Origin of the sequence: Microcoleus sp. Pol12B4, assembly GCF_036701385.1 — a bacterium.
GTDB lineage: Bacteria > Cyanobacteriota > Cyanobacteriia > Cyanobacteriales > Microcoleaceae > Microcoleus.
The window spans coordinates 1-18,130 of the sequence record NZ_JAUBQR010000042.1; the positions used below are offsets into that span (position 1 = coordinate 1).

General features: G+C 47.2%; 19 protein-coding genes. 8 read left to right on the forward strand and 11 right to left on the reverse strand.

Annotation, left to right across the window (positions count from 1 at the left end; genetic code table 11):
* Positions 1–22 precede the first annotated feature (22 nt).
* Entirely contained in the window at positions 23–745 is a 723-nt protein-coding gene (psb32, locus tag QUA38_RS08440) for a photosystem II repair protein Psb32 (protein WP_333160833.1), read from the reverse strand.
* A gap of 132 nt (positions 746–877) precedes the next feature.
* Between psb32 and QUA38_RS08445 the strand changes: the two genes are divergently transcribed.
* On the forward strand, positions 878–1,108 hold the full coding sequence (locus QUA38_RS08445; RefSeq protein WP_006635545.1) for a hypothetical protein: 231 nt from the start codon (positions 878–880) through the stop codon (positions 1,106–1,108).
* A gap of 152 nt (positions 1,109–1,260) precedes the next feature.
* On the opposite strand, the gene QUA38_RS08450 is transcribed toward QUA38_RS08445, so the two are convergent.
* The gene (locus QUA38_RS08450; RefSeq protein ID WP_333160882.1) at positions 1,261–1,806 is read right to left on the reverse strand and encodes an NADPH-dependent FMN reductase; all 546 of its coding nucleotides are present in this window, start codon (positions 1,804–1,806) and stop codon (positions 1,261–1,263) included.
* A gap of 382 nt (positions 1,807–2,188) precedes the next feature.
* Here QUA38_RS08450 and ftsH point away from each other — a divergent pair, with 382 nt between their 5' ends.
* A complete protein-coding gene (ftsH, locus tag QUA38_RS08455; protein ID WP_333160835.1) occupies positions 2,189–4,123 on the forward strand; it encodes an ATP-dependent zinc metalloprotease FtsH in 1,935 nt (644 codons plus the stop codon).
* Between the two features lie 141 nt (positions 4,124–4,264).
* On the opposite strand, the gene QUA38_RS08460 is transcribed toward ftsH, so the two are convergent.
* Both QUA38_RS08460 and QUA38_RS08465 read right to left on the reverse strand, forming a co-directional pair.
* Positions 4,265–4,885 (reverse strand): M23 family metallopeptidase, encoded by a 621-nt coding sequence (locus tag QUA38_RS08460; RefSeq protein WP_333160837.1) that lies wholly within the window; start codon positions 4,883–4,885, stop codon positions 4,265–4,267.
* 218 nt (positions 4,886–5,103) lie between these two features.
* Positions 5,104–5,271, reverse strand: coding sequence for a hypothetical protein (locus QUA38_RS08465; RefSeq protein WP_333160839.1), 168 nt, complete (start codon positions 5,269–5,271; stop codon positions 5,104–5,106).
* A gap of 33 nt (positions 5,272–5,304) precedes the next feature.
* Between QUA38_RS08465 and QUA38_RS08470 the strand changes: the two genes are divergently transcribed.
* Positions 5,305–5,685: a hypothetical protein gene (locus QUA38_RS08470; RefSeq protein WP_333160841.1), complete on the forward strand. Its 381-nt coding sequence runs from the start codon at positions 5,305–5,307 to the stop codon at positions 5,683–5,685.
* Between the two features lie 167 nt (positions 5,686–5,852).
* Here the strand turns inward: QUA38_RS08470 and QUA38_RS08475 are convergent, their stop codons facing one another.
* Positions 5,853–6,683 carry a phytanoyl-CoA dioxygenase family protein gene (locus QUA38_RS08475; RefSeq protein WP_333160842.1) on the reverse strand — a complete coding sequence of 277 codons (831 nt, stop codon included), beginning with the start codon at positions 6,681–6,683 and terminating at the stop codon, positions 5,853–5,855.
* 168 nt (positions 6,684–6,851) lie between these two features.
* On the opposite strand from QUA38_RS08475, the gene QUA38_RS08480 reads away from it, so the two are divergent.
* Together QUA38_RS08480 and QUA38_RS08485 are read left to right on the forward strand one after the other, a co-directional pair.
* On the forward strand, positions 6,852–8,300 hold the full coding sequence (locus tag QUA38_RS08480) for a RecQ family ATP-dependent DNA helicase (RefSeq protein WP_333160844.1): 1,449 nt from the start codon (positions 6,852–6,854) through the stop codon (positions 8,298–8,300).
* Between the two features lie 195 nt (positions 8,301–8,495).
* A complete protein-coding gene (locus QUA38_RS08485; protein ID WP_333160846.1) occupies positions 8,496–9,461 on the forward strand; it encodes an RluA family pseudouridine synthase in 966 nt (321 codons plus the stop codon).
* Positions 9,462–9,848: 387 nt separating this feature from the next.
* Here QUA38_RS08485 and QUA38_RS08490 read toward each other — a convergent pair whose 3' ends face one another.
* Both QUA38_RS08490 and QUA38_RS08495 read right to left on the reverse strand, forming a co-directional pair.
* A complete protein-coding gene (locus tag QUA38_RS08490) occupies positions 9,849–10,607 on the reverse strand; it encodes a phycobilisome rod-core linker polypeptide (RefSeq protein ID WP_333160848.1) in 759 nt (252 codons plus the stop codon).
* Positions 10,608–10,945: 338 nt separating this feature from the next.
* Positions 10,946–11,542 carry a phycobiliprotein lyase gene (locus tag QUA38_RS08495; RefSeq protein WP_333160850.1) on the reverse strand — a complete coding sequence of 199 codons (597 nt, stop codon included), beginning with the start codon at positions 11,540–11,542 and terminating at the stop codon, positions 10,946–10,948.
* Between the two features lie 135 nt (positions 11,543–11,677).
* Here QUA38_RS08495 and QUA38_RS29300 point away from each other — a divergent pair, with 135 nt between their 5' ends.
* Positions 11,678–11,941, forward strand: a complete 264-nt coding sequence (locus tag QUA38_RS29300; RefSeq protein WP_445251225.1) for an NblA/ycf18 family protein — start codon at positions 11,678–11,680, stop codon at positions 11,939–11,941.
* Between the two features lie 233 nt (positions 11,942–12,174).
* On the opposite strand, the gene pstB is transcribed toward QUA38_RS29300, so the two are convergent.
* The 4 genes from pstB to pstS all read right to left on the reverse strand — a co-directional run bounded on the left by pstB (position 12,175) and on the right by pstS (position 16,608).
* Positions 12,175–12,975 (reverse strand): phosphate ABC transporter ATP-binding protein PstB, encoded by an 801-nt coding sequence (pstB, locus tag QUA38_RS08505; protein ID WP_333036858.1) that lies wholly within the window; start codon positions 12,973–12,975, stop codon positions 12,175–12,177.
* 125 nt (positions 12,976–13,100) lie between these two features.
* On the reverse strand, positions 13,101–13,994 hold the full coding sequence (pstA, locus tag QUA38_RS08510; protein WP_333160852.1) for a phosphate ABC transporter permease PstA: 894 nt from the start codon (positions 13,992–13,994) through the stop codon (positions 13,101–13,103).
* Between the two features lie 32 nt (positions 13,995–14,026).
* Positions 14,027–14,983 (reverse strand): phosphate ABC transporter permease subunit PstC, encoded by a 957-nt coding sequence (pstC, locus tag QUA38_RS08515; protein ID WP_333160854.1) that lies wholly within the window; start codon positions 14,981–14,983, stop codon positions 14,027–14,029.
* A gap of 443 nt (positions 14,984–15,426) precedes the next feature.
* On the reverse strand, positions 15,427–16,608 hold the full coding sequence (gene pstS / locus QUA38_RS08520; RefSeq protein ID WP_333160856.1) for a phosphate ABC transporter substrate-binding protein PstS: 1,182 nt from the start codon (positions 16,606–16,608) through the stop codon (positions 15,427–15,429).
* A gap of 383 nt (positions 16,609–16,991) precedes the next feature.
* Between pstS and QUA38_RS08525 the strand changes: the two genes are divergently transcribed.
* Both QUA38_RS08525 and lspA read left to right on the forward strand, forming a co-directional pair.
* Positions 16,992–17,570, forward strand: coding sequence for a biotin transporter BioY (locus QUA38_RS08525; RefSeq protein WP_006635529.1), 579 nt, complete (start codon positions 16,992–16,994; stop codon positions 17,568–17,570).
* Between the two features lie 234 nt (positions 17,571–17,804).
* The coding region (gene lspA / locus QUA38_RS08530) for a signal peptidase II (RefSeq protein ID WP_333160858.1) at positions 17,805–18,130 on the forward strand (326 nt) is incomplete at its 3' end.

The following is an 18,130-nucleotide window of genomic DNA, read 5'->3' on the forward strand; positions in this document are numbered from 1 at the left end:
GATCGAATTTATCAGCACCCGATCACGAAAAACCTTGATACCAGAAATAAGTCACCATCGGAATCACTGTCGCCAACACCAACAGCACAACCACAACAACTGTGGCATTGCCTTGATCTGTTTCTTCAGCTTTTTTAAACGTGCCTTCAACTTGAATGTTGTCAACAACTTCAGGAGGACCCGGATCGGGTTCGCCCGACAAAACAGTTGCAATGCGCGTACTTGCAGCCGAAAATGCCTCGTTGTATTTATTGGCTTCCCGCAGCGGCACTTGCACGGTTTCCCCAGCTACACTCTGGGCAATTTCATCGGTTAGCAGGGATTTAACCCCTTCGCCGGTGCGAATTGCCGCGCTGTTGGTAACAGTGTCGAGAACGAGTAAAATTTGATTAGTCTGGTCTTCTTTTGCGGGAAACCACTGTTCAAACAGTTGGTCGGTAAAAGTGGCAGCCGTTTCGCCGTAGTCTAAGCGGTGGATGGTGACAAATCTGACTTGTTTCCCTGTTTTGTTTTCCAGGTTGTCGAGCACGCTGCTGATATTGCTTTCGCTGCTACGGCTGAGTACGTCGCCTTTGTCGAACACCCAAGTTCGATCGCCCGCCGACAACACGGGCATTTCGTAAACGCCAGTCGCCAATGCCGGCAATACCGCCATCTGGGATGCGATTAGGGCGATCGCGATCGTCGCCGCCAAAGGTTGGAGATATTTTCTCCAGTTAAATAATTGCTTCAGGAGTCGGGTCATGAGGTTAACCGTAAAACTGACTTTTTTCCAAAAATACTATAGAAACCCCCGTAAAATTCATTTTATGCAGGGCAATATTTACAATTAGCTCGCCAGTGGAACTCCCCGCCCGATTATTTTAGGATTCTAACTATGGAACCAGCAGACACTTATAAAGGTTGGATTATTCAATCCCAGAAAGTCTTCTACGTCGAGGTTTGGGATAGTCGCGGCAACCGCCACGTCGCCGTCCAAAATGCCAAGACTGAGGAGGAAGCTTTGGAATTGGCCAAAAAGTGGATAGACAAATATGAGTCAAAACCCGGAAGAATGCCGATCGACGTACCCCATCCTTTCGGAGACATGATCGATATGCCATTTTGAAGTCAGTTGACTGTTGACTGTTGACTGTTACATTACAGCTTGTAGAGTGCTCTACTAGAAAAAAAACCTCTTCAAATCGAGCAATTATGACAACTGACACATCCGAATAATATGCCAGTTGCGTCCAGGAGTGCGTTTTTCCTGAGATACAATTACGAAATTCCTCGCAATTTCCGCGTATTTTCCACTAAACTTCGAGCAAATTCGTCGAACCTTTCAGACAGTTTTTCATCTAACAATTTACCATCAGGGCTAAAAGCTTTCCAAGCTTGTCCGATCGCAATTTGTTCGGGAATAACCCAAGCGTGCACCCATCTCAAAATCACGCGCAAATCGTTGAGTGCGTTGCTGTTAACTTGCCCTCCCAAAACGCTGATCCCACCCGCAACCTTCCCGTCCAAATGCTCAAAACTCATCAAATCCAGGGCATTCTTGAGAGCACCGCTGATGCTACCGTGATACTCCGGCGTTGCCAAAATCAAGGCGTCGGCTTGCTTAACCGCATTCTGCAGCTTTTCCACATCCGGGTAATCGATATAATCATTCTCGCCATCGCAGAACGGCAGCTTGAGCGATCGCAAATCGAATATTTCAACTTCCGCGCCCAGGGCTTGCGCCCGTTCTGCTGCCACCTTCAAGGCTAACTGGCTGTAGGAGCCAGCCCGCAAACTTCCACCAATACCGACAATTTTTACCATAAAGCTTAAAAACAATAACTGCTTTTCTAAAACGGACTCATTACGAGTATGATTAACATAGCAAGTTAGATCGGCAACTGTCAATCGATTTTAGATTTTAGATTTACGCACGTCGCCGAGAAACCGGGTTTTTGCCACAATTTTTGGTAAAAGCCACAGATTTGGGGGAAAAACCGGTTTCTGAGTCCACTGCTGTTCAAGAACGGGTCCGAGAAACCCGGTTTCTTGAACAGCAGTGGATTCAAAACCCCCCCTCTTGAGGGGGCTCTTGAGATCCAGGGAGAGATAAACCCATTCAACACTCGCCCTCTTGTTAAAATAAATGAACGTAGCAAACCACAAGCGGTCAATCTTGGCAGTCTTCAACCTTGGGCAAAGCAATATGAAAAATTCTTGGAAACACGCATGGCTGGGGCATCTAGCTGTAAACAAAGACAAATCGAGCCAGAATCCTAAAAAATCAATTTCAGGACGGAATCTTTGGCGCATCCTGGGCAGTTTGGTGATTTCTCAAGGAATATTGCTCTCGACCCCGGTGTTTGCCGAGAGCGCGCCAAACACCATGAGTTACAGCCAACTGATCGACAACATAGAAAAAGGGCAAGTCAGTAAAATCGAAGTAGACGAAACTCAAAAAATTGCCAAGGTTAGGCTAAAAAATCAAAAAAGCGATCAAACCCAATCAGTTAGTCTGTTCGACTACAACAACCGAGAACTGTACTCGCAAATCCGCGCCAAAAAGATTGACTTTGAAGTCAAACAAACAGCCGACAACGCCGCCGCAGTCAGTTTAGTAGTAAACTTGCTAGTGATTTTTGCAGTGTTGGCAGTGCTGATGGCAATCCTGCGCCGATCGACCCAATCTCAAGGAAATGCCATGAACTTCGGCAAATCCAGAGCTCGTTTCCAAATGGAAGCCAAAACCGGCGTGATGTTCGACGACGTAGCAGGCATCGAAGAAGCTAAAGAAGAACTGCAAGAAGTCGTAACCTTTCTCAAAAAACCCGAACGGTTCAACGCCATCGGCGCAAAAATTCCCAGAGGGGTTCTGTTAATCGGGCCTCCGGGAACAGGCAAAACCATGCTGGCAAAAGCCATCGCAGGCGAAGCAGCCGTCCCCTTCTTCAGCATCTCCGGTTCCGAATTTGTAGAAATGTTTGTCGGAGTTGGTGCCTCCCGCGTGCGTGACTTGTTCCGCAAAGCTAAAGAAAATGCCCCCTGCATAGTCTTCATCGACGAAATAGACGCCGTAGGAAGGCAGCGCGGCGCTGGTATCGGCGGCGGCAACGACGAACGCGAACAAACTCTCAACCAGTTGCTGACAGAAATGGACGGCTTTGAGGGTAACAGCGGCGTGATTGTGATTGCAGCTACCAACCGCCCCGACGTGCTCGATACCGCCCTGCTGCGACCCGGCAGGTTCGATCGCCAAGTAACGGTAGATTTACCCAGTTACAAAGGGCGTTTGGGGATTTTGCAAGTTCACGCGCGCAACAAAAAACTCGACCCAGAAGTTGCCCTAGACACGATCGCCCGCCGCACTCCCGGCTTTTCCGGCGCCGACTTGGCAAACTTGCTCAACGAAGCAGCAATTCTTACCGCGAGGCGTCGCAAAGACACGATTAGTAACTTAGAAGTTCACGACGCGATCGACCGGATCACGATCGGGCTTACCCTCAACCCGCTGCTCGACAGCAAAAAAAAGTGGATGACAGCATACCACGAAGTCGGACACGCCCTAGTCGCGACCATGCTCAAAAATGCCGATCCAGTTGAAAAAGTAACGATTATTCCCCGTTCCGGTGGCATCGAAGGCTTTACTAGCTTTGTACTCGACGACGAAATGCTCGACAGCGAAGGTTTGAGGAGTCGGGCTTTGCTGTTAAATCGAATTAAAGTAGCTTTGGGGGGACGGGCGGCGGAGGCCGAAATTTATGGCGATGCTGAAATCGACACCGGTGCCGGTAGCGATCTCAAAAAAGTTAGCAGTCTCGCGAGGGAGATGGTAACGCTTTATGGAATGTCGGATTTGGGGCCTGTGGCTTTGGAAAGTCCGAACAATGAGGTGTTTTTGGGCCAAAACTGGAATTCGCGATCCGAGTATTCCGAAGACATGGCAATTAAGATCGATCGGCAAGTCCGGGAAATTGCCCTTGAGTGCTACGAAGAAGCTCGCCGAATTATCCGCGAAAATCGCGCTTTGGTAGACAAACTTGTCGAAGCGCTGTTGGATGAGGAAACGATCGACGGCGATGAATTCCGCCAAATTGTCGAGCGGTACACCGAATTGACCAAAAAAGAGTTGGCACCAACGTAAAGAGTCATTAGCCATTAGTCATTAGTTATTCAAGTTTGTAGTGATGACTTGATTCCTCATTCCCGAAAAAATCAGGACTTTAGTCATTACTACAAACAAAAAAAAATGACTACTAACTAATGACTACTAACTAATGACAAATTAAGATTGTTGCGCGTACATTTCCCGGAGTACCAAAGCCGGGTCTACCCAGCGACCGCCGTACTTCAGTCCCCAGTGCAAGTGAGGTCCACTCGTGCGGCCAGTCATCCCAACTCTGGCAATTCTTGCACCCGCAGGCACTGTTTGACCTTGCCAAATTTGCACGGTACCTTCGCTATCGGTATAATAACGCCCGCCGTTAGCTGTTAGCACTCGGCCTCTGAGGTGACAGTAGATGTGTTCCCAATTTCCCGATCGCACCACCATACCAGTGCCGCATCTGCCATCTTCCCAAACTTCCACAATTTGCCCGCCCCACCAATTGCGGATATAGCTGCCTTCCGGGGCCGCCATGTCCAAACCGTAATGAAAATCCCCGCCACGGGGGCCGAAGGCGGAGGTGTATGTTTCAAAGTTTTCGACTGGAAAAGAAGCTTCTTGCCACAAATTACCCGTCGCTACTCTGCTTGGTAAGCCTGACTGAGCTTTGACTACCTGCTGCTGCAAATAAGGGCTGATCAACACAATGCCGATCGAAAGTGCCAGCAGCAGCATCTGTCTGAAACGAAAAAAGCGTTTTGCCGTCAGCGGGCCTCTAGAGTCTTGCAGGATTTTTTTCACGGCTCAAAGTTAAATGTGTGTGGGAGTTTGCGTTGTCTGTTAGGCTCACATCTTGCACCCTTGTCAATAAAGCTTTCAGGAGCGGGATTTCCGGCCCACCCCACAAAAAAATCATTGTTTGTGGAACGGGCATTTTGTCCGTTTCTGAGAAGGGTGCAAGATGTAAATTATGCCAATTCGCTGCAAGATTGGCTTTGAGCTCTACCCGCGATCGCGAATCAGTTTATCAACAACGTGTATCTTACTCCATCCAAAACCGGTGTCAAGGCTTCCGGGTAAATGCCCAGGGGTAATAAAAAAAGTTGGCCGAGGAATTCGTGCTGCGGTTGAATTCGATCGAGCTTTTGCTTGAGACTATAGTTAAGTTCGGGGATTTTGGATGACATCCAAAATCTTAAATTCATCACCAACATCAAGCAATGCTTACTGAAATTTTTCCCTTTAGTTTTGCCATAGACGCAACTGCCATCGCTGGTGCGTCCTTGTGGTCTTTGGCCCTGTACTGGGGCCTGTCGCCCGTGACAGAATGGGTAATCGTGCAACTCAACCGCTGGATGAATTTTGCCGAGAGATCCCTCTACACCTCGGAAGCCGAGTTTGAAAGAACCCGCCAAGCCAGAGAAGCCCAAAATGCCTTTTACGCTTCGCTGTTGAGCATTCTGCCCTTTTTAATTGTGGGCGGATTGTGCAATTGGGGCGTGGAATTGTCTCTGGGCACTGGTTGGGCGGTATCTATGGGTACGATCGCCTGTATTGGTGGCGGCGTGTACGAGCTCGGCCGCCGTGACGGTCAATCTTAGGCGATTTTAGATTGTGGATTTTGGATTTTGGATTGCTCAAGATATTCGGAGATTTACCAGCCTCTAGAATTGATCGTAATCTCAAATCCAAAACTCCAACTCTCAAATAAATATGACATTTCCCGTTTATTTATCGATCGCGCCTCAAACAAAATTAGCAATGTATTTTAACCGTAATTTGACTCAGGATGTTTACCCAAAAGTCGCAGTTGCCGTTCTGTAGCGGTAGCGAGAATTTCGGGATTGAACTGCCACGGCCAAGGCGAAAATTTCTGCGCGATGTTGCGGTGGGAATAATGCACTTGCAGTAAGTAGCGAGTTCCATCTGTCGTCGTATTTTTGCCGCCGGAGTGCCAAATTTCACTGCGGAAAAACAGCACATCTCCTGCTTTGCACAAAACAGGTTCTGGGGAGTGTCCGTTCCAAGTTTCTTCCCCGCGATCGGGTTTTCGACCAGATTTGTGACTACCAGGAATAATGTAGGTAGGACAGAGGTCTTCTGCGATGTCGCTGAGATAGAAATGGGCTGTACAAATCCATACTGGCAGTTGAAAAGTGCGATCCTCTCCGAGGGCTGCGCTAACGGCAAACACGCTTTCGGGCACGGGTACAAACACCTGATCGACGTGGACGCGCCAACCATCATAACCGGGCCCGCTTTTCCACGCAGTCATGCCGATAATATGGCAATCGCTGCCCATTAATGCTTCGGCTAACTCAATTATACCCGGTCGATCTGCATAGGAGAGCCACAGGCGATCGCGATTAAAAACGCACTTAAAATGCTGGTTCAATTCACTCCAACTGCTACCATCGAGTCCGAAGGGTTGCAGGCGATCGAGTGCTTCCTTGGTTTGCGTCACTTCCGACGGACTGAGTACACCAGGAATCAGCGCAAAACCATCTTCATGCACCGCATCTACCGCCCGCGCTGTATCGAAAAGGTCACAAGTCTTTTGCCGATAGCTGAAAACTTCGCTTAACGTGCTTGCGTTCATAATTCAAAAAGTAAAATTATTAACTGTTATTAAATTAACACTTATTCTGCTCAATACTTGCATACTATGAAACCAGCCACCCGGTTTCTTGGTACATCAAGACTTACACAAAATTTAATTATGTAGACACGCACTGCTCACATTACGTCTGATTTGGGAATAAATAAAATGAAATACCAACCAGAACCAATATCATTAAATCAAGCCCGCGCCGCCTTCCAAAAAATCTGGGGATACGACGAGTTTAGACCACCCCAAGGAGAAATCGTCGGTAGTTTATTAGCAGGAAAAGATACAATTATAATTATGCCAACAGGTGGCGGCAAATCAATCTGCTTTCAACTGCCAGCTTTGTTACAAACAGGCTTAACGTTGGTAGTTTCGCCGTTAGTCGCACTAATGGAAAATCAAGTACAAGAATTGCGCGATCGCAATCTTCCTGCTTCCCTCCTCCACAGTCAATTGCCAACAGCGCAGCGCCGACAAACTATGCAGTCGCTGCAACAAAACAAATTAAGATTGCTGTACCTGTCTCCCGAAACATTACTCAGCAAACCTGTTTGGGAAGTTATCAGTCAGCCGCACATCCAAATCAACGGTTTAATATTAGATGAAGCTCACTGTTTAGTGCAGTGGGGTGATACTTTTCGACCAGCTTACCGCCGTTTGGGAACAGTGCGGTCGGCTTTGTTGAAAGCTAAACCAGCAAATAGTAAAATTGCGATCGCAGCTTTTACCGCTACCGCCAACCCGGAAGCACAGCAAACAATCAAAAATGTCTTGCAACTGCAAAAGCCAGAAGCATTTCTGCTAAGTCCGTACCGTTCTAACCTGCACCTGCAAGTGCAGACAGTCTGGACGCCGAGAGGACGCAAACAGCAGTTATTAAATTTTATTAAAGCTCGACAAAATCAAGCAGGTTTAGTCTATGTACGCACTAGAAAAGATAGCGAGAATTTGGCGGGTTTGTTGGAAGCAGCAGGTTATGAAACAGCAGCATATCATGCAGGTTTAAGTCCAGAATCACGACGAAAAATAGAAACAGCTTGGCTGAACAATGAGCTTAAATTCGTGACTTGTACCTCAGCATTCGGTATGGGAATTAATAAGCCCGACGTTCGGTGGGTTGTTCATTATCAAGCACCTTTACTATTATCGGAATACATCCAGGAAATTGGTAGAGGTGGACGCGACGGCAAATCAGCGATCGCCCTGACATTGATTAGCGAACCGACGGGTTTGCTGTATCCAGAAGATAAACAAAGAGGGCAATTTTTTCAAGATAAATTGCGATCGCAATACCGAGAAGCTCAGCAATTAGCAAAAAAACTGCCAGTTAAAGGCGATATAGAAGCAGTTTCCCGGGAATTTCCAGAAAGCGCGATCGCCCTTTCGATTCTCCACAGCAGCGGACAATTAACATGGCAAGATCCTTTTAATTATGCGATCAATAAATCTAGCCAGCAAAAAGCTGAAAAATTAAATTTTACCGCAGCCGAAGAAATGGCAAAATATCTCAAAGATCGCGAGTGCAGGTGGCAATTTTTGCTGCAAGCTTTTGGGTTTGCCAAGGAAGCTAAATCAATGCGCTGCGGCCACTGCGATAATTGTCGATAGAATTGACGATTATACTCAAACGACTTAACCACTCCGACCAAAGAAACCGGGTTTTTTACCCAGTCTGCGGGCCCAAACGAAGTATTGCTGTGAAAAAATCCGGTTTCTCGCTACCCGTGCGCTCGCGAACTAACTCACAGATGTTATGATTAAGATATTTGCTTTACACACTTGGCAAAAAATAGTAAAAAGTAAATGATAGAAACAGACACTGCGGCACAGATTTACACAGTAGAAAATACAGAGGAATTCGATCGCAGTAATGTCAATCAGCGATTAGATATTTGGCTGTCAAACCAGATACCGGACTTATCCCGATCGCGAATCCAAAGCCTTATATCACAAGGCAATGTCAAAGTCAACGACGAAACCTGCACCTCGAAAAAAATATCAGTAAAAGCGGGCGATCGCATCCACCTCACTTTACCCGAAGCCCAGCCCACAAAATTGCAGCCCGAAGCAATTCCCCTCGACATCCTCTACGAAGACGACAGCCTAATTATCATCAACAAACCAGCCGGATTAGTCGTCCACCCATCCGCCGGACACGCAGACGGTACATTAGTCAACGCCCTCTTAGCCCACTGTCCCCTAGCAGAAATAGGCGGAGTTCAGCGGCCGGGAATCGTACACAGATTAGACAAAGATACAACAGGTGCGATCGCGATCGCCAAAACCGACATAGCCCACCAACACCTGCAAGCCCAACTCAAAACTAAAACCGCCCGCCGCGAATATTTAGGCATAGTTTACGGCGCTCCCAACACCGAAACAGGCACAATAGACCTACCCATCGGGCGGCATCCCACAGACCGCAAAAAAATGGCAGTAGTACCAGTAGAAAAAGGCGGTCGCCCCGCAGTTACTCACTGGACAATCAAAGAAAGAATCGGCAACTATTGCTTAATGCACTATCAATTAGAAACAGGCCGCACCCATCAAATTCGCGTGCATACAGCCGAAATAAAACATCCCATTGTCGGCGATCCGATGTACAGTTCCAACCGTTCGATCGGCGTCAATTTAACCGGACAAGCCCTCCACGCATGGCGGCTGACATTGCAGCATCCCGTAACAGGAGAATTAATAGAGGCGATCGCACCTTTACCCGATCAATTCAACACCCTGCTAAAAATATTGCGCCTGCGATCGCACACTTGATATTTTGGGCAGTTAACACTGGTAAACTCTTTACTATAAACATTTTTCCCCCTTCCTTTTTTCTTGATTAAACTTCTTGCCTAAATTTTTGATGTAAGAGGGAAACCGCAGATGAAAATAGATGCACGCAGATGAACGCAGATACATTTAAAGATAGGAGAGCGAAAAAGGGCTTCAATTCAATTCTAATATTTATCGGTTAAATCCTGTAGATTTCTCGTTGCCGAACTTCCTTCTTTCCCCAAAAATTATGAGCCCCGAGTTTTGGATTCCAAGTTTAGCAAAAAACTCAAACCTCAAAACTCAAGACTCAAAACTCTCTCAGCTTAAAAGCCGATCGATTCAGTCGATCTCCCGACACAAATAATTGCATCAGGGCAGCATCAATTACCGGCGACGGGGAACCATCGTGTCGATATTGATATTAGCTAGAGGCACGCGCTGCGGCGGAGTAGCAGGCATGGGCATATTGCGCGCCATACCCAAATAGTTCGACGGATCGCCAGCCTTCGCCTGCTGTTCTTGAGGAACAAAACGGCGGACACTTGTTTGCCAGATGATTTGCGGGAAGCCAAGCTGCGAACGGTGGTACTCACCGTAGCGGGGCGTCTTCAAGTTGAAAGGAGTGTCCCCTCCAACTCGCTGAGGCAAAATTCGGCGCTGCTGATAAGGTATTGTGTCATAGCCGAACTTTTCCAGGTACTCTTCGCTATTGACCAACTCGTCAATAAAGCCTTGAGGCCCCTTATTGGCTACCACGATCGACCAAGCAATCTTTTCGCGCTCGCTGTACACATCCCGGCCCAAAATGCGCTGCACGCACATTTCCACAAACCGATAGTTGCTGTTAGTTTGGTAATTCCGCTCTAGGAAAGGAGAAGAAGTCGCCAAACCGCGAATAAAGTCTCGCACCGTAATTTGGCCGAACTTGAGTTGCGACTCCAAAGACTTTTGGCGGTTGCTCTTGAGGATTTGGTGTTCGCTGTAAATCTGGCGATATCCAGCCCAAATCAAATTTTCCATGTCTCCAGACGAGAGCACATTTTCAGTTGTGAAAATTCTGGGCTGCTCGTCGCTCCCTGTTTCAAAACCAGCTACGCGCTGGTTTTGGCTTTTGGGGGCGTAGTTTATCAAAGGTAGCGCCACGTTAAAATCTCCGTTATCTCAAATTTCAGAAATAGTTGACACCGTGAGCTGCCAGCATAACGGATACAACTAACCAACATACAGATTAGGGGATTCCCGCAATCTAAATCTGATTTTCCTGAATTTTTGCAACAATCTGTAACATTTGTTGACTTTGGGGAAGTCAGTAGTCAGTAATTAGCAATCACCCTGGTTCCCAGCCAGAGACTGGGAACGCCACTTTGGAGGCTCTGCCTCGTCTAATCTAACCGGAGGCAGAGCCTGAGACCCAGGATTCCCAGGCTGAGTCTGGAAACGAAGCCAAAGTTATGACCGATGACTAATTACTAATGACTAAATTACCAGCCCAGAGCCGAATAAAACTCGCTGGCGGGCACTTGATCTCCTGCTGCTTCTGATGTTGCATCCGACTCTGGTTGCACCCGAATTTCGGTACAAAAAGTCGATGTGCTGAAACCGCCAAAGCGCTTTACGGTACTCGTCCGCATCCGCACGTTCGGATTAGCAAACCAAAAACGCTCGATCGAACTCATCGTCTCGTATTCCGTAATCAGCAGCAGCCCATCCTCATCATCCATTTCAAAACGGCCAGCCACCGGCACAATTTCCGCATAGCCCCGTTCCCGCAACATCAAACCGTGCCGGGGATTTTCAGGATCGGGGACGATCGCGAACACGGTAGACCCTTTATGATTCTCATCATCCTTATCCCATGCCATCGAGCCGTGCCAAGTCACAAAAGCCCCCCCAGCAGCCCGGCTCGGATCAACTTCGTGCATTTTGCAAATCTCTGCGACTCGCGTGTCATCCGCACCCAGGGCCGTTACCTGAATATTTGAATCCCCAATCTCCGCTTGGCGGAAAGCGAGGTGGTGAGTGCTGCGCTGAGAACGCCACTCCCCAGCACTGCTTTGAAAAAACTCCATTGCATCCATACGAACTAGCTCCTTTGGCTTAGGCTTCCCTGTCTTTACGCCTTTTTATGATAAGGCTCCCCCCACTTTGATGTACTTTTGCGACACAAATTAGTTTCAAAATGTGTACTTTGGACATATTGTCAAGGGAATGTTATGATAGTTTACAATGTAGGAGACACAACAAATCCTGCGAAACGTCATTTCGATCAATTTCGCATCAATCTCAGCAAACTGGAGGAGCGATTTATGGATATGCCTACAACCAGCCTTAGCATGGAACAGCAGTTCAAACTGCAAGTGCTACGCGAAGAAGTCAAAAGGTTAAGCCAAGACCAAGCTCAGGAATACTTGCTCGAAGTTATGCGGCAAAACATGGTTAAAGAAAACCTGTTAAAGCATTGGATGAAGAATATGTGAACTCTTCGAGCATTTCTTCACAAAAATCTGTGGCTTGTATCTGCAAAAAGTACGATCGAGCTTTTAATCATAAAACGCAGAATCCCGCTTTCTCCAAGAAAGCGGGATTCTAAATTCAGAAAAGTTTTATGCAGTTTTTTTTGTCGCTAGCATACTCAGCAAATTAAATGTTTTTAGTCTCAAGCGAGAGAGACGAGAGTTTGTGTAGCGACAGGCTTCAACCTGTCGGGGACTCAACCAAAACGGCCGCTCACATAATCTAAAGTAGACTCTTCCTTTGGACTTTGGAAAATTACCTCAGTCTTATCACACTCCACAAGATAGCCAAACCGCTTCCCATCGTCAGAAAGTTTAGCATTGAAAAAAGCAGTCAGGTCAGAAACCCGAGAAGCCTGCTGCATATTGTGAGTAACGATCACAATCGTATACTTTTCCTTGAGTTCCCGCATCAACTCCTCAATCTTAATCGTAGAAATGGGGTCAAGAGAAGCGCAAGGTTCATCCATTAACACTACATCAGGATTAATCGCGATCGCCCTAGCAATACACAAACGCTGCTGCTGGCCGCCCGAAAGAGAAAAACCGCTTTGCTTCAACTTATCCTTCACCTCATCCCACAAATAAGCTTGGCTGAGCGATTTTTCAACCAGCTCATCCATATCCCCCTTATAATTGTTCACCCTCGCACCATAAGCAATATTGTCATAAATCGACTTCGGGAAAGGATTCGGCTTTTGAAACACCATCCCAATCTTGCGGCGCACCGCCACAGCATCAATATCAGGATCGTAAAGATTTTGACCGTGGTAATCAATTCTACCCTCTAAACGAAAACCGCTAACTAAATCATTGAGGCGGTTAAAACATCGCAGAATGGTACTTTTACCGCAGCCAGACGGCCCAATCAAGGCAGTAATGCGATTTTTAGGAATCTCCATTGAAACATTTTTAACCGCGTGAAAAGCGCCGTAAAAAATATTGATATTTTCTGTCCGTAAAACTGTTTCCGTTTGCTTGTCTAAATCCATCATCATACAGGTAAGTATCCAATCGAATTTTACAAAATAAGGAGAAGATGAGAGTGATCAAGTTGGAGATGGGGAAAATGTTCCTTCTTCCTTTTTTTTACCCGTTCGCCAAGTCGAAAAATCTTCTTCCTTCAATAAACTTTTTGGCGAGTAGCCCAACGAGAAAGAATACTCGTCAGCAAAACCATAATCACCAAAATCAAAGATGCTGCCCAGGCCAATTCTTTCTGTGCCTTAAAAGGAACCGTTGCAAAGTTGTACACCAAAACCGAAAGACTCGGAGTTGGCTTATCAAATCCTGCCGGCCAAAAAGGCGAATTTAGCGCCGTAAAAATCAAAGGAGCAGTTTCTCCAGCAGCGCGAGCAATTGCCAGAGTCACACCCGTTAAAATAGCCGGAATTGCCGCAGGCAAAACCACCTGCAACACTGTCTGATAATTAGAAGCACCCACACCAACCGACGCCCATCTAATATCTTGCGGGACGATTTGTAGAGCTTCGTCAGTAGTCCGCACAATCGTGGGCAACATCAGCACCGCCAGCGCCGCACCCCCTGCAATTGCCGAAAAACCTCCCATATTTACCACGAACAAACCGTAGGCAAATACCCCGGCAATAATCGAAGGAACGCCGCTGAGGACGTTAGTAGCAAAGCGTACCCAGCGAGCTACCTGGCCGCTGCTGAATTCCGACAAATAAACTGCTGCTAATACACCAAAAGGAACAGCAATTAAAGAAGCAATTCCCACCGTCATCAATGTACCGAGAATTGCATTAGCAATACCGCCTCCCGATAGTCCGGGCGGCGGTGGCAGCTTGGTAAACAAGTCTAAATTCAGGCGATTGAAACCTTGTACGGTGACATAGGAAAGAACTGCAAACAAAGGCAGCAGAGTGATGGCGAGACTAGCTCCAGCCAGTACAGTCATCCCCAGACTAAACAGCGATTGCGGGCTGTTTTTAACCTTCTTTAAACTGCCTGTTTTCGATACCAAAGGATTCTCATCGGAGACGCTATTTGACATAAACTAAATATGTAGGGAATGGCGGCAAACTTCTAGTTGTACTTCGCTCTTACTTGAGAAACAATCCACTCTGCCAAAATATTAACAATCAGTGTCATAATAAACAGAATTAGCCCAGTGTACATCAGAGCTGCTACTTGCAACCCGGAGGCTTCCGCAAACTGATTTGCCATCAGAGAAGCAATAGTATTTGCCGGAGCTAGCACAGAAAGACTTAACTGATTGGAATTGCCAATTAACAGAGTTGCAGCCATTGTTTCTCCCATGGCGCGACCGAGCCCAAGCATGATTCCGCCGACAATGCCGGAAAAAGCTGCGGGTACGAGCACTCTAAAAATTGTTGTCCAGCGAGTAGCTCCTAAACCTAGAGATGCTTGTCGCAAGTCGGGCGGGAGACTTGCCAAAGAGTCGCGGGAGATAGCAGTAATAATGGGCAAAGTCATGATTCCCAAAATTACTCCGGCTGGTAACATTCCCGGCCCAACTGGCGAGGTGCTAAAAATCGGCAGCCATCCGAAAGTGCCGTTGAGAAACTTGCCGAGAGTGGTAATCATGGGAATCAATACAGCAATTCCCCACAAACCGTAGACTACGCTGGGAATGGCGGCTAAAAGTTCTACTAAAAAAACCAAAGCTGTACGCACTGGTAGCGGCAGAAAGTCCTCGCTCAAGAAAATGGCAGTCCCTACTCCTAATGGTACTGCAATTAGGAGCGCGATCGCCGAACTGACGATCGTCCCGTAAATCATCGGCAGCGCACCGTACTCTTCTTTAACCGGATTCCAGCTACTGCCAAACAGAAAGCCCAAACCGTACTGTTGAATAGCCGGTAAAGCCCGATAAGCAACGGTGAGCGCGATTACCAGCAAAATTACACCAACTCCTAAGCCCAAAATCCGCGTCAGCCAGATAAAGCCTTGGTCTAAGGACTTTTCGGCTTGAGAGCGCGATCGGGTCTGCGATCGAGCGCTGTTATTATCTGAAATCATAGAAAAAAAAACCAAATATATAGTAGCGAAAAATAGCCTGTTTCGGAAAAAGTTAGAAGGAAGCAGAAAGAAAGACCATAAATAAAATCCAAGAGGGGCGGGTTGATTAATCCCCTGACTTTTCAACAAATATTTCTGGTAAAACCCACTCCTTGTATTTTGAAAGAGGTAGATGGAGATTTACCACCCAAGCGGGGGAGGGTTTATCAGATTATGGATTTTAGGCAATTATGGTTTGTGAAACCCGCCCCTACACAGATGCACCGATTGTTACATAGAAGAGGGGCGGATTTATTAATCCCCTGACTTTTTAACAAATATTTCTGGTAAAATCCGCCCCACAGAAATATCTCTCTTCATTCTTGCTGATTTTTACCCGCACGTGCAATGCCGAAGGGCTTTTTTCCCTCTGACAACGGACAACAGTCAACAGTCAAGAGTTACTATTTGGCAACCTCAATTTTGTAATCTGGGCTGATGCCGTCCGCGGCCGCGGCTACTTTTTCTTTAACGCTTTGGGGCAGAGGAACGTAGCCCAATTCGGAACTCACTTTTTGACCTTCATTCAAGCCGTATTCAACCATTGCCTCAATGGTTTTGGCTTTGTTGGGGTCAGTAACTGTTTTGGGGACCAGCATCCAAGTGTAGGTGACTATTGGATAGGATTGAGCGCCTTCGGGGTCTTCGATAAATGCTCGCAGGTTTTCCGGCATCGGCACAGTTGCTAAAGCTTGAGAAGCTGATTCGTCGGTAGGTGCGACAAATGTGCCTGCTTTGTTTTCCAAAGATGCAAATTTGACATTGTTGTTTTTGGCATAGCCGTATTCTATGTAGCCGAGGCTGCCTACAGTTTGCAGAATTTGGGCTGTGACGCCTTCGTTGCCTTTTGCGCCTACGCCTACGGGCCATTGTACTGTTTTGCCGTCGCCTACTGCACTTTTCCAGTCGGGGCTGATGGCACTCAGGTGTTTGGTGAAGACGGCGGTGGTACCGCTACCGTCGGAACGGTGGACGATGGTGATGGCTTGGTCTGGCAATTTAGCCGTCGGGTTGGCGGCTGCAATTTTGGGGTCGTTCCAGTTGGTAATTTTACCGGCGAAGATATCTGCGTAAACATCCCGTGGCAGTTTCAGTGGTTCGGTTAAGTCTGGCAGGTTGTAGCCGATGACGATGCTGCCGGCTGTCATGGGCAGCAAGATCACGCCTTTGTCGGCTGGAACCTTGGCGATTTCGTCGTCTTTCATGCCGGTGTCGCTGGCCCCAAAGTCTACTGTGCCTTTGGTAAATTGTTCGACTCCGGCGCCGCTGCCTACTGATTGATAGTTAATTTGTACTTTGGGGTTGATTTTGTTGAAGTCTTGAAACCAACGCTGGTACAGAGGGGCGGGGAATGAGGCGCCGGCTGCGGTGATGGCTACGTCTGAGGCTAGGGCGAGTTTGGTGTTTTCCGCTGTGCCGGTGGCTGCAACGGGGGATGCGCCGGGGGATGCTGCGGTGTCGCCGGGGCTGGTTGTGCTGCCTGTGGTTGTGCTGCTGCCACAAGCTGCGAGGCTGAGGGCGATCGCCATAGCCGAAATTGCTGTAGTCAGACGGTTTGGATTAATCAAGTTGAGACGAAAAAGCATAGGTATACAAAAGTTTCGATCGTTATAGGGGTGTCCCGCATCAGCATAGCGCGCAAAAGTAAAGGTTAGGTTAAGAATCTTTACACTTAATCCCAATTTAATATTAATTAATATTATTAATGTTATTAATGAGCTTGACAATTGTGAACTTATAAGATATGTAGCAGAGACATAGCTACGGACACAAGCAGTCGATCGCGCGATCGCGAAAAATTCCTCATTAAATTATCACAAGATCGAGGCTTGAGAGCCAGAAAACCATACAATGGTGGTTATTTTGACAGTAGTGCTAGTATTGAGAATTTAAAAGCTGCAGGCATTGAAGCTTGCCTGGAACAAATGCCTTCTGCCTTATACCTTCTGACGAATGCCGTTTGATGATAATGCCTGCTCCTATTGAATTAATCTGGGCTGTTATTGGTTTGCTCCTGACGATAGGAGGCACTTTTTTGCCTGCATCTGTCACAATTCCGATTGGGTTGTGGGACGATCGAGGACTTCAGGCGTACTCTTTAGGTGTTACCTATCAAATTGGAGCCGTTTTGCTAGTAGGCTGCATGGGGGGGAAAAATGCTGCGGCTCTCTCGCAAATTGCTTATTTGGCATTAGGATTAACTCTGTGGCCTGTTTTTTCTCAAGGCGGCGGCATCGGCTATCTCAAAGAAGCGAGTTTTGGGTATTTGCTGGGTTTTGTGCCCGGTGCTTGGGTGTGCGGCTGGGTGGCTTTTAAGGTGGCTTCGCGGCTGGAATCTATGGCTTTTAGCTGTTTATGCGGTTTGTTCACTGTTCACGCGATCGGCTTAATTTATCTAATTTTTACTTATTGGCTACCTCCGGCTAAAAAAACACCTTTATTCGATGAGATTCTTAAGTATTCGGTTTATCCTCTGCCAGGGCAATTGGCGGTAGTTTGTGCGATCGCAGTGCTGTCATTTACTTTGCGCCGCTTGATGTTTTATTAATTGCGAAGGAAGTTCGGCAACGGATTGTGTAACGGATGTCAGGAACAAGGAAGAAGGAAGTCGGAAGAAGGAAGAGGTAATTGTGCAAAATAAGGTTATACTATCATTGCCCAACGGGAGAGTCATCGCGCTGCGGCTGGGATTGCTTTGCTGCACTGCATTCTGCTTATAATGACACGTGAGATGGGAGTAAATTCTCTCATACCCGATGCCCCATTTTCTATTGCTTAATTCATGCGTTTTAAAAGAAATCCCTTGTTCTGGGTGGCTGCTGTTATCAGTTTAGTTTTAGACCACCTGACTAAGTTTTGGGTGGTGCAAAATTTTGACTTGACGGTTCCTCCGCAGACGCAGGCGCTGTTACCTGGGGTGTTTCACTTCACTTATGTTGTTAATACCGGTGCGGCTTTTAGTCTATTCAGCAATGGCGGGGCGATTTGGTTGCGGTGGCTGTCTTTGGGCGTTAGTGTCGGATTGATAGTGCTGGCTTGGTTCGGGCCGCGAATTAACCGCTGGGAACAAGCTGGCTACGGTTTGATTTTGGGGGGAGCACTGGGGAA

Bases quoted from the DNA above. Each gene is read 5' to 3' on its own strand.
- QUA38_RS08495 (WP_333160850.1), bottom strand. From the start codon at position 11,542: ATGGATGCAATGGAGTTTTTTCAAAGCAGTGCTGGGGAGTGGCGTTCT.
- pstB (WP_333036858.1), bottom strand. From the start codon at position 12,975: ATGATGATGGATTTAGACAAGCAAACGGAAACAGTTTTACGGACAGAA.
- pstA (WP_333160852.1), bottom strand. From the start codon at position 13,994: ATGTCAAATAGCGTCTCCGATGAGAATCCTTTGGTATCGAAAACAGGC.
- QUA38_RS08485 (WP_333160846.1), top strand. From the start codon at position 8,496: ATGATAGAAACAGACACTGCGGCACAGATTTACACAGTAGAAAATACA.
- QUA38_RS08480 (WP_333160844.1), top strand. From the start codon at position 6,852: ATGAAATACCAACCAGAACCAATATCATTAAATCAAGCCCGCGCCGCC.
- pstS (WP_333160856.1), bottom strand. From the start codon at position 16,608: ATGCTTTTTCGTCTCAACTTGATTAATCCAAACCGTCTGACTACAGCA.
- QUA38_RS08445 (WP_006635545.1), top strand. From the start codon at position 878: ATGGAACCAGCAGACACTTATAAAGGTTGGATTATTCAATCCCAGAAA.
- pstC (WP_333160854.1), bottom strand. From the start codon at position 14,983: ATGATTTCAGATAATAACAGCGCTCGATCGCAGACCCGATCGCGCTCT.
- QUA38_RS08475 (WP_333160842.1), bottom strand. From the start codon at position 6,683: ATGAACGCAAGCACGTTAAGCGAAGTTTTCAGCTATCGGCAAAAGACT.
- QUA38_RS08465 (WP_333160839.1), bottom strand. From the start codon at position 5,271: ATGTCATCCAAAATCCCCGAACTTAACTATAGTCTCAAGCAAAAGCTC.
- psb32 (WP_333160833.1), bottom strand. From the start codon at position 745: ATGACCCGACTCCTGAAGCAATTATTTAACTGGAGAAAATATCTCCAA.
- QUA38_RS08450 (WP_333160882.1), bottom strand. From the start codon at position 1,806: ATGGTAAAAATTGTCGGTATTGGTGGAAGTTTGCGGGCTGGCTCCTAC.
- QUA38_RS29300 (WP_445251225.1), top strand. From the start codon at position 11,678: ATGATAGTTTACAATGTAGGAGACACAACAAATCCTGCGAAACGTCAT.
- ftsH (WP_333160835.1), top strand. From the start codon at position 2,189: ATGAAAAATTCTTGGAAACACGCATGGCTGGGGCATCTAGCTGTAAAC.
- QUA38_RS08525 (WP_006635529.1), top strand. From the start codon at position 16,992: ATGCCTGCTCCTATTGAATTAATCTGGGCTGTTATTGGTTTGCTCCTG.
- QUA38_RS08470 (WP_333160841.1), top strand. From the start codon at position 5,305: ATGCTTACTGAAATTTTTCCCTTTAGTTTTGCCATAGACGCAACTGCC.